The sequence below is a fragment of the Flavobacterium sp. genome (assembly GCF_020217025.1).
Lineage (GTDB): Bacteria > Bacteroidota > Bacteroidia > Flavobacteriales > Flavobacteriaceae > Flavobacterium.
On record NZ_JAIWOF010000081.1, the window covers coordinates 1 to 10,000 of the forward strand.

Consider the following 10,000-nt stretch of genomic DNA (forward strand, 5'->3'; position numbering starts at 1 on the left):
ACCATATTCGTTATCGTACCAAACGTACATCACAATGTTTTTTCCGTCTCCAGAAACAATAGTTGCATTACTATCAAAAATAGCAGGAGCAGAAGTTCCTACGATGTCTGAAGATACTAACTCGTTGTTTAAAGAGTATTTAATTTGTTCTACAAGATCGCCTTCTAAAGCGTATTTTTTCATAATGTTATTTACTTCTTCAATAGAAGTATTTTTTCCAACTTCTAAATTCAATACTACTAATGAACCGTTTGGAACTGGTACACGAATCGCGTTTGAAGTTAATTTTCCAGCTAATGCAGGTAATGCTTTTGCAACAGCACTTCCGGCACCAGTTTCTGTAATAACCATGTTTAAAGCAGCAGCACGACCTCTACGGTATTTTTTGTGCATGTTATCTACTAAGTTTTGGTCATTTGTATAAGCGTGAATCGTTTCTAAATGTCCTTTAACCACACCTAAAGTATCTTCAACTGCTTTTAAAACTGGAGTAATGGCATTCGTTGTACAAGAAGCAGCCGAAAAAATATTTACTTCGTCTGGATTGTAATCTTCATGATTTACACCGTAAACGATATTTGGAACTCCTTTTCCAGGTGCTGTTAATAAAACTTTATCAGCTCCTTTTGAAGTTAAATGGCGTTTTAATGCTTCTTCAGTTGTGAAAGCTCCTGTATTGTCGATTACTAATGCATCTTCAATTCCGTAAGCAGTATAATCAATTTCTTCTGGAGAATTAGCTGTAATGATGTGAACCGTTGTTCCATTAATTAACAAAGCATTGTTCTCTGGATCCGCAATAACCGAACCATTGAAATCACCGTGAACTGAATCATAACGCAATAACGAAGCTCTTTTTTCTAATAAAACAGCGTCGTTTTTATCTCTAGTTACAATTGCTCTTAAACGTAATTGTTGTCCTTTTCCAATTTTCGACATCATTTCACGAGCTAATAAACGACCAATTCTACCAAATCCGTATAAAACCACGTCTTTTGGTTTAATTTCTTGATAGTTTTTCGCATTTTTTAATTTGTCGATAACAAATGCTTTGGCATCGTTGTATTTGTCGTCTTCTAAATGATATTCGTAAGTTAATTTTCCAATATCAATTCTTGAAGGTGGTAAATCTAAATCAACAATAGCGCTTGCAATTTCAACTGAGTCGAAAACGTTGATTGGTTTTCCAACGAAAGCACCAGCATATTCATGTAAATTGATGATTTCGCTTACGTTTTTGTCGATTAATTGATTGCGGAATAAAACCAATTCGATTGATTTATCATACCATAAATCACTAATGATTTTAATGAATTCTACACCAGCTTTTCTTCTGTCTGCTTGAAAAGCTAATTCTTTTTCGTATAAAGAGATATTGCTCATGAAAATAAATGTGTTGTTTTGTGGTGCAAAAGTATAGATTTCAATCGTTTTCGTAAAATTTTTTAACTAAAAAAACCAGACATTATTTTTGTCTGGTTTTGAAGCTTACATATATAGGTTGTTTTACATGATAATGCTATACATTTGACCGTTTTTAGAAATGATTTGGTATCTCGCTTTCTGATTTTCTTTCTTAGCCAAATAGCTGGAAACCGTTTCCATGTCTTTTGCTTTCATTCCGTCGATACTAATAATTAAAGCGCCATCTAAAATATCATTGTATTCAGCGAATTCAGGATTATTTACTTTTTTAATCTTAATACCTTCTTTTACATTGAATTGTTTTTTGTCGGTGGCATCCAAATCTTCAAATTCAATTCCGTTGAATTCGTAATTTAGAATTTCTTTTTTGGTCAACTTCACCGGAAGTGTTTTTTGTTTCCCATCGCGTAACACACTTACTTGAATGACATCGTTCGGACGTTTTGTATTGATGTAAGCAGATAATTCGGCAAAACCATTGATTTTTTTATCATCCAATTGTACAATAATATCACCTTTAGTTAAACCAGCTTTTTCAGCGCCAGAATTTTTAGTTACCTTATTAATGTAGAATCCTTGTGTTTCTTTAATTCCTAATTCTTTTGCGTAGTTTGAATTCAATTCGCCCCCTTCAACTCCTAAAACACCGCGTTGTACGTTTCCAAATTGCATTAAATCTTCGATGATTTTTCGTGTCAAATTCGATGGAACGGCAAATGAATATCCTGCATAACTACCTGTTGGAGAGGAAATCATCGTGTTAATTCCAATCAATTCTCCACGAGTATTTACCAAAGCACCGCCACTATTTCCAGGATTTACAGCTGCATCCGTTTGAATGAAAGATTGAATTCCGTTGTTAGATAAATTTCTGGCTTTTGCTGAAACAATTCCAGCAGTAACAGTAGAATTCAAGTTGTATGGATTTCCAACTGCCAAAACCCATTCACCTACTTTAATCGCATCAGAATCTCCAAAAACTACATAAGGTAATTTTTCATCGGCTTCTACTTTTAAAAGGGCAACGTCCATTTTTGAATCGGTTCCAACCAATTTGGCTTTGTACGATTTATTATTGTTAAGTGTAACTTCTAACTCAGTTGCATCTTGAATCACGTGATTGTTGGTTACGATGTAACCATCTTCGGTAATGATAACTCCAGAACCTGTTCCAATTTGCGTTTGCTCTCTTTGTCCTTGATAACCATAGAAAAACTCCATTAATGGATTGCTAGGAACTTTAGAAACACTCACATTTTTTACGTGAACAACAGCATGAACTGTGTTTTCGGCTGCTGCTGTAAAGTCAATATTTTCAGCACCTAAATTTACATTTTTAGCATAATTAGGTGATGCAAGGGTAATTTTACTTGCATTATTCGGTTCTAAAAAGAATTTGTAAGCGCCTAATGTTACGGCACCACTTAATAAAGAAACCGCGAATAAACTTCCAAATTTTTTCATCTTTTTTAAATTTTTGTTCACTCAAAATTATAACAAAAAATATTCCAAAAAACCACTTTAACGCTCGATTAACAATGTTTAACATCTTATTAATAATTCGTACTTTTGTATAAATTAATAAGACGATGCAACTTACCTTTTATAAATATCAAGGGACTGGAAACGATTTTGTCATGGTTGACAATCGAACAGAATTTTTCCCAAAAGACAACACCGAACTCATCGAAAAATTGTGTGACAGAAGATTTGGTATAGGTGCTGATGGCTTGATTTTGCTAGAAAACCATTCGGAATATGATTTTAAAATGGTCTATTATAATTCCGATGGTAATGAAAGTTCGATGTGTGGAAATGGTGGTAGATGCCTAGTTGCTTTTGCGAAACAAATGGGCGTTATCGAAAATAAAGCCAAGTTTGAAGCAGTAGATGGATACCATTATGCAACGATTGATACGAACGGAATTGTAGCGCTTCAAATGAAAGATATTGATACAGTAAATCAACATGAAGATTACACTTTTTTAAATACGGGTTCTCCTCATCATGTGCAATTGGTGGATAATTTAGTAGAATTAGACATTAAGACGGAAGGTGCTAAAATTCGTTATTCCGATTTGTATGGAAAAGCAGGAAGTAATGTCAATTTTGTGTATCAATTAGCCAGTGACATTTTTGCAGTTCGTACATATGAGCGCGGCGTTGAAGATGAAACTTTGTCTTGTGGAACAGGAGTAACAGCGGTTGCTATCGCGATGCATCGAACTGGAAAAACAAACAACAATATCATAGATTTAAACGTAGAAGGCGGAAAATTAAAAGTACAATTTGATGTAGATAACGGAAAATACACTAACGTTTTCTTAATCGGACCAGCAACTTTTGTTTTTGAAGGGAAAATCAATTTAGATTTTTGAACTTGTAATTGAACTTGAACTAGAAAATGATAACACTAAAAGGAACTAACATCTACCTACGCGCACTAGAACCTGAAGATTTAGAGTTTATCTACAAAATAGAAAACAACGAATCGGTTTGGGAAGTTAGCAACACGCAAACACCATACAGTCGATTTTTGATTCGTCAGTATTTAGAAAATGCGCATCAGGATATCTACGAAGCCAAACAATTGCGCCTAGCTATTTGCTTAAATGATACATTCGAAGCAGTAGGTTTAATCGATTTGTTTGATTTTGATCCTAGAAATAATAGAGCAGGAGTTGGGATTGTAATTTCAAGTGAAACCAATAGAAATTCAGGAATGGGTTCAGAGGCTTTACAACTTGTTATCAATTATGCATTCAATCAATTGCAATTGCATCAATTATATGCAAATATTGGTTCAAAAAATGAAATTAGTATTTCCCTTTTTACTAAATTTGGCTTTCAAAAAATCGGAGTAAAAAAAGATTGGAATAAAATCAACAATCAATACGAAGATGAAATGTTGTATCAATTAATCAATCACATTTAAAAAATAACCCCCTTGAACGTAAAAAAACTAATTTCAATAATCGCTGTTGCTGGAATTGTAGTTGCAACTGCAGTTGGTGTTTATGTCTATTTCAAAGCTTTTACACCTAATACTCAATTTTCACAAGACGAAGTTTATGTTTATATTCCTTCGAATTCAACTTATGAACAAGTAGTTGAAATTGTAAAACCGCTTGTGAAAGATTTTGAAAAATTTGATTTCGTAGCTACATCAAGAAATTATAGTACGAATGTAAAAGCCGGAAAATTTCTTTTCAAAAAAGACATGACGAGTTTTGATATGGTAAGAAGTTTGCGTTTAAATGTTCCCGTGAAGGTTGCGTTTAATAATCAAGAAACATTAGGAAAGTTAGTGCAACGTTTGGCAACTCAATTAGAACCTGATAGTTTAAAATTAGAAGTAGCTTTTACTAATACGCCATTTTTAGAAGAAAACGGATTAACAGAAGAAACTATCTTGGCACTTTTTATTCCAAATACATACGAGTTCTATTGGAATACTCCAGCAGACAAAATCGCTCAAAAATTAGCAAAAGAATACCGTATTTTCTGGAATAAGGAACGTACGGAAAAAGCAAAAACGTTAGGATTAACTCCAATTCAAGTGTATACCTTAGCATCAATTGTACATAAAGAAACAGCTAAAGTAGATGAAAGACCAACAGTAGCTGGTGTTTATTTAAACCGTTTAAAACAAGATATGCCACTTCAGGCTGACCCAACTGTCATTTTTGCAATTAAAAAACGTTCGGGTAATTTTGACCAAGAAATTAAACGCGTTTTCTTTAATGATTTGCGAATTAATTCTCCTTACAATACTTACATCAACAAAGGGTTGCCTCCTGGACCAATTGCTATGCCAGATGTTTCGGCTATCGATGCGGTTTTAAATGCTGAAAAACACGATTATATTTATTTCTGTGCCAATCCAGACAAACCGGGTTATCACGCTTTTGCATCAAGTTACGAAGCGCACCAAGTGAATGCTAAAAAATATGCAGATTGGGTGACGAAGTTAGGAATTGATCGTTAATTTTTGGAGCGAATGGCTTGGGCTTTATCAGTAAACCATTTTCCTGCTTTCCATTTCAATCTATGCTTTCAGCATAGGATTTTCATTTCAATCAGGGCTAGTTGGCTATTCGTTTTTCTGTTTGTATCTGTTTTTTCTCAGGCGCAATCGGATATCAATTCTTTTTTAAAACCTTCTGACACACTAAATAAGTCTAGACGAACTGGAGTTTACATTGGCGAATCCGCTGCTTTGGGTGCTACTTTAATTGGTTTAAATCAAATTTGGTATAAATATTATCCACAAACTAATTTCCATTTCATCAATGATAATAAGCAGTGGTTACAAATGGATAAACTGGGCCATATGTATTCAACCTATCATTTAGGTAGAGTAGGTGCAGAAATGTTGCAATGGAGTGGCGCGTCCAAAAAAGAACAATTAATTTATGGATCTACTCTTGGATTAGGATTTTTAACGGTAGTTGAGGTTTTTGATGGTTTTTCACAAGAATGGGGTGCATCTTCTGGTGATATAATTGCCAATGTTTCCGGAACAGCGCTTTATGTATCGCAAGAATTACTTTGGAAAGAGCAACGTATCACACCCAAATTTTCATTTCATCAAACTAAATTTGCATCGCAACGTCCAGAAACATTAGGCGCTTCTCTAAACGAACAAATTTTGAAAGATTATAATGGTCAAACGTATTGGTTGTCATTTAACGTTCATTCGTTCACAAAAGATAAGTTTGTTCCTAAGTGGTTAAACCTTGCAATTGGCTATGGTGGAGAAGGAATGCTGTACGGAAAAGATGCCGAAGCAATAGAAAATGGAATCATTCAAAACCCATATCGTCAATTTTATCTGAGTTTGGATGTAAACTTAACGAAAATTACTACAAAATCACACTTTTTAAAGACTCTTTTTTCGGTTTTTAACACAATAAAAATTCCTGCACCTACTTTGCAATACGATGAGTATAACGGACTTAAAGCGCACTTCATCTACTTTTAGGAATTATTAACATGCTGTAAATCAATATTGTAATTTTTTTTGTATATTTGCATCGGTAATTTCAGATGGGTGACAGACGCTGAGAAATAACAATTCATGATAAAAAAAAGGTCGTATTTTATAGGATTGACACTCCTAGTATTAATCGTTTCTTCTGGTTTTATAACCTTTAAGAAAGAAAAGTTAGAAGGGTTCCATTTGTCGAACTATGAGGGTATTAAGTACCATGTTCCAAATGAATATGAGAACGAAGAAGTAATTATTCCAGTTAAAGTGCCAAATATTGGTAAATCATTTTCTGGTTTTGCTCAAAAAATGGCTTACAAAGAGTCAAGAGGTATGTTGCATTTAGTGAATCCATACGGATACATGGGTAAATACCAATTCGGAAGAAGTACACTACGCACTGTGGGTATTTATGATTTTCAAGAATTTTTACGTAACGCTGAATGGCAAGATGAAGCTTTTAAAGCTTTAATCGCAAGAAACAAGTGGGAATTACGAAAAGAAATTCAAAAATATTCTGGTAGAGTAATCAATGGTGTAGAAATTACAGAATCAGGTTTGATTGCGGCAGCGCATTTAGGTGGAGCTGGTTCGGTAAAAAAATATTTAAGAAGTAATGGACGTAATGGTTTCAAAGATGGTTTTGGAACATCGTTATCAAGCTACATCAGAAAATTTTCAAATTACAATATTTCGCACATCGAAGCAGATGCAAATGCTAAAGTAGATTTAGAGTAATTTTACATTTTGTGAATAATAAAAATACAAGGTCGATTATGTAAATCGGCCTTTTCTTTTTTCCATTCATTAACCGTTTTGGTTTTTATGAATTCTGTTGGTAACGTAATATCGCATGCCACACATAAAAGAGTACTCGGTTGTAGAATTTGCAACAAATCTTCCATTAATTTATTATTGCGATAAGGCGTTTCAATAAACAATTGCGACTGATTTTTATCTTGTGACAAACGTTCGAAATTTTTCAACGCTTGTTTTTTATCGTTTTTATCGATAGGCAAATAACCATTAAAAGCAAAACTTTGACCGTTCATGCCACTCGCCATCAAAGCCAATAAAATAGAACTTGGTCCCACTAAAGGTACAACTTGAATTCCTTTTTCATGTGCCAATTTCACAATAACAGCACCAGGATCTGCTACTCCAGGACAACCAGATTCACTCATTAATCCAATGTTTTCTCCTCTTAATAAAGGTTGGATGAATTCGTTATGTTCAGCAAATTCAGTGTGTTTATTTAAGACTGAAATCTTTAAATCGGGTTGTTTTTTCTCGGGATGAATGCTTTTGATGAATTTTCGAGCGGTTTTCTCGTTTTCAACGATGTAATAATCTATAAAATCAATAGTTCTCTTAATAGTTTGAGGCAAAACATCTTCAGGAACTACCGTAGTTTCTCCAGGATTGGATAAAGTGATAGGAATTAAATACAGTTTGCCTAAAGTGTTTGATTTCATAAAAAATTATTTATGACAAAAGTAATAAAAAAAGTCCCATCAAAAGAGGGTTTAAGATTATCATATTTGCATTTGGTAATAAAAGCAATGATTTGAAAAATTATTGTAAACGTATTTTCTTAGGAACAATGTTAGAAGATATTTTTTAGAAAAAATTCAACAAAACGATATTTATTTTAAAATATTTTTAATTTTTTAAAATAAAATATTAAAAATCAATAATTTAGTATATCTTTGACACTTATTAAATATTCATATTATGAACGAAGGTACAATTAAATTTTACAATGAAGCAAAAGGCTTCGGATTCATCACTCCAAACGGTGGTGGTCAAGATGTGTTTGTTCATGCAACTGGTCTTAACGAGACAGTGCGTGAGAACGATCAGGTTTCTTATTCCGTAGAAAACGGACAAAAAGGACCAACAGCAGTAGACGTAAAGGTTATCTAAGATATATTTACTTTAAGCATGAAGCCAATCTGAAAAGATTGGCTTTTTTTATTTTTGAATATGATGATTCTTGAAATTTAAAAACTTTCGTTTGTATGTTGGTTCGAGATGCGAATAGAAGTAAAATAGCTAAATCCGTAAAAGTTATTGCTTAAGTTTTCTTGCAATTTCTTCACAAGCTTGGTCTAACATATCAAAAACGTTTTCAAATCCGTCTTGACCTCCATAATATGGGTCGGGAACATCGACATTTTCGTTTGGAAAAATTTCGTTTAGAATCAGTTTGACTTTTGATTTAGCTTCTTCATTTGGAGCCAAAGCCAAAACATCTTTGTAATTAGAATTATCCATTACAAAAATATGGTCAAAAATATCAAAATCACTTTTTTTGAATTGTCTAGCACGTTGATTGGTAATGTCTAAACCTCTATTTTTTGCTGTTGATATCGAACGTTTGTCAGGTAATTCGCCCGCATGCCAACCGCCTGTTCCTGCTGAATCCACGATAAAATCTTCGGAAAGTTTAGAACGCATAATACCTTCTGCCAAAGGAGAACGGCAAATATTTCCTAAGCAAACCATTAAGATTTTTGTAGCCATGAATTATAGCGATAACTTCTTGTTGATATCGTCAACGAATTTACGGAATTGTTTGTCAGTTGTAACTAAATTATCAACAGTTTTACAAGCATGAAGAACCGTTGCGTGGTCTCTGTCTCCAATTTGCGAACCAATGTTTGCCAAAGAAGCTTTCGTAAATTTCTTAGCAAAGAACATCGCTAATTGTCTCGCTTGTACAACGTGACGTTTTCTAGTTTTCGATTGTAACGTTTCAACATCCAATTGGAAATAATCCGAAACAATTTTCTGGATATAATCAATTGAAATTTCACGTTTTACGTTTTTAACGAATTTCTCAACTACTTGCTTAGCTAAATCAATTGTAACTTCACGTTTGTTGAAAGAAGATTGAGCAATTAATGAAATAATAGCGCCTTCTAATTCACGAACATTAGATTTAATATTCTTAGCAACGTATTCGATAATTTCTTCTGGCATTTCCACTCCGTCACGGAATAAAATGTTTTTCAAAATTGAAATACGCGTTTCGTAGTCAGGTTGGTGTAATTCTGCTGATAATCCCCATTTGAAACGAGATAGTAAGCGTTGCTCAATATCTTGCATGTCAACTGGTGCTTTGTCGGAAGTTAGAATTACTTGTTTTCCGTTTTGGTGTAAGTGGTTGAAGATGTGGAAAAATACATCTTGCGTTCCTGATTTACCTGATAAGAATTGAACGTCGTCAATAATCAAAACATCAATTAATTGATAGAAGTGAATAAAATCGTTACGTGTATTTTTCTTAACAGAGTCTATATATTGTTGTGTGAATATTTCAGCTGAAATATACAACACGGTTTTTTCTGGATATTTGTCTTTGATTTCAACCCCAATAGCGTGAGCTAAGTGCGTTTTTCCTAATCCAACACCACCAAAAATTAATAATGGGTTGAAGGAAGTTCCACCTGGTTTGTTAGCAACTGCCATTCCGGCACTTCTTGCTAAACGGTTCGAATCTCCTTCTAGGAAATTATCAAAACTATAATTAGCATTTAATTGCGATTCGATTTTTAGATTACGAATACCAGGAATGATAAA

Annotated in this window: 11 protein-coding genes; 6 read left to right on the forward strand and 5 right to left on the reverse strand. The window is 33.6% G+C overall.

The genetic code is table 11. The annotated features are described in order from the left end of the window. The coding region (locus LDL23_RS03885; RefSeq protein WP_291264534.1) for a glyceraldehyde-3-phosphate dehydrogenase at window positions 1–1,383 on the reverse strand (1,383 nt) is incomplete at its 3' end. Between the two features lie 123 nt (window positions 1,384–1,506). Beyond that, window positions 1,507–2,889 (reverse strand): Do family serine endopeptidase, encoded by a 1,383-nt coding sequence (locus tag LDL23_RS03890; RefSeq protein WP_291264535.1) that lies wholly within the window; start codon window positions 2,887–2,889, stop codon window positions 1,507–1,509. 125 nt (window positions 2,890–3,014) lie between these two features. Here LDL23_RS03890 and dapF point away from each other — a divergent pair, with 125 nt between their 5' ends. The 5 genes from dapF (at window position 3,015) to LDL23_RS03915 (ending at window position 7,153) form a co-directional block, all read left to right on the forward strand. Beyond that, on the forward strand, window positions 3,015–3,803 hold the full coding sequence (dapF, locus tag LDL23_RS03895) for a diaminopimelate epimerase (RefSeq protein WP_291264536.1): 789 nt from the start codon (window positions 3,015–3,017) through the stop codon (window positions 3,801–3,803). Between the two features lie 26 nt (window positions 3,804–3,829). Continuing rightward, the gene (locus tag LDL23_RS03900) at window positions 3,830–4,360 is read left to right on the forward strand and encodes a GNAT family protein (RefSeq protein ID WP_291264537.1); all 531 of its coding nucleotides are present in this window, start codon (window positions 3,830–3,832) and stop codon (window positions 4,358–4,360) included. A gap of 12 nt (window positions 4,361–4,372) precedes the next feature. Continuing rightward, entirely contained in the window at window positions 4,373–5,413 is a 1,041-nt protein-coding gene (gene mltG / locus LDL23_RS03905) for an endolytic transglycosylase MltG (RefSeq protein WP_291264538.1), read from the forward strand. A 12-nt stretch (window positions 5,414–5,425) separates the two neighbouring features. Further along, window positions 5,426–6,409 (forward strand): DUF2279 domain-containing protein, encoded by a 984-nt coding sequence (locus tag LDL23_RS03910; RefSeq protein WP_291264539.1) that lies wholly within the window; start codon window positions 5,426–5,428, stop codon window positions 6,407–6,409. Window positions 6,410–6,505: 96 nt separating this feature from the next. Further along, on the forward strand, window positions 6,506–7,153 hold the full coding sequence (locus LDL23_RS03915; protein ID WP_291264540.1) for a peptidoglycan-binding protein LysM: 648 nt from the start codon (window positions 6,506–6,508) through the stop codon (window positions 7,151–7,153). Window positions 7,154–7,155: 2 nt separating this feature from the next. Here LDL23_RS03915 and LDL23_RS03920 read toward each other — a convergent pair whose 3' ends face one another. After that, complete coding sequence (locus tag LDL23_RS03920) at window positions 7,156–7,890, reverse strand: SAM-dependent methyltransferase (protein ID WP_291264541.1); 735 nt, start codon at window positions 7,888–7,890, stop codon at window positions 7,156–7,158. A gap of 259 nt (window positions 7,891–8,149) precedes the next feature. On the opposite strand from LDL23_RS03920, the gene LDL23_RS03925 reads away from it, so the two are divergent. Further along, window positions 8,150–8,341 (forward strand): cold-shock protein, encoded by a 192-nt coding sequence (locus tag LDL23_RS03925; RefSeq protein ID WP_291264542.1) that lies wholly within the window; start codon window positions 8,150–8,152, stop codon window positions 8,339–8,341. 144 nt (window positions 8,342–8,485) lie between these two features. Here LDL23_RS03925 and LDL23_RS03930 read toward each other — a convergent pair whose 3' ends face one another. Continuing rightward, the gene (locus tag LDL23_RS03930; RefSeq protein ID WP_291264543.1) at window positions 8,486–8,941 is read right to left on the reverse strand and encodes a low molecular weight protein-tyrosine-phosphatase; all 456 of its coding nucleotides are present in this window, start codon (window positions 8,939–8,941) and stop codon (window positions 8,486–8,488) included. A gap of 3 nt (window positions 8,942–8,944) precedes the next feature. Continuing rightward, window positions 8,945–10,000, reverse strand: a 1,056-nt coding sequence (dnaA, locus tag LDL23_RS03935) for a chromosomal replication initiator protein DnaA (RefSeq protein ID WP_291264544.1), incomplete at its 5' end; no start/stop codon positions are given.

What these genes read in the sequence shown, in the direction of transcription:
- LDL23_RS03900 (WP_291264537.1), top strand. Translation starts at nt 3,830, where the DNA reads ATGATAACACTAAAAGGAACTAACATCTACCTACGCGCACTAGAACCT.
- LDL23_RS03920 (WP_291264541.1), bottom strand. Translation starts at nt 7,890, where the DNA reads ATGAAATCAAACACTTTAGGCAAACTGTATTTAATTCCTATCACTTTA.
- LDL23_RS03890 (WP_291264535.1), bottom strand. Translation starts at nt 2,889, where the DNA reads ATGAAAAAATTTGGAAGTTTATTCGCGGTTTCTTTATTAAGTGGTGCC.
- LDL23_RS03910 (WP_291264539.1), top strand. Translation starts at nt 5,426, where the DNA reads ATGGCTTGGGCTTTATCAGTAAACCATTTTCCTGCTTTCCATTTCAAT.
- LDL23_RS03930 (WP_291264543.1), bottom strand. Translation starts at nt 8,941, where the DNA reads ATGGCTACAAAAATCTTAATGGTTTGCTTAGGAAATATTTGCCGTTCT.
- LDL23_RS03925 (WP_291264542.1), top strand. Translation starts at nt 8,150, where the DNA reads ATGAACGAAGGTACAATTAAATTTTACAATGAAGCAAAAGGCTTCGGA.
- dapF (WP_291264536.1), top strand. Translation starts at nt 3,015, where the DNA reads ATGCAACTTACCTTTTATAAATATCAAGGGACTGGAAACGATTTTGTC.
- LDL23_RS03915 (WP_291264540.1), top strand. Translation starts at nt 6,506, where the DNA reads ATGATAAAAAAAAGGTCGTATTTTATAGGATTGACACTCCTAGTATTA.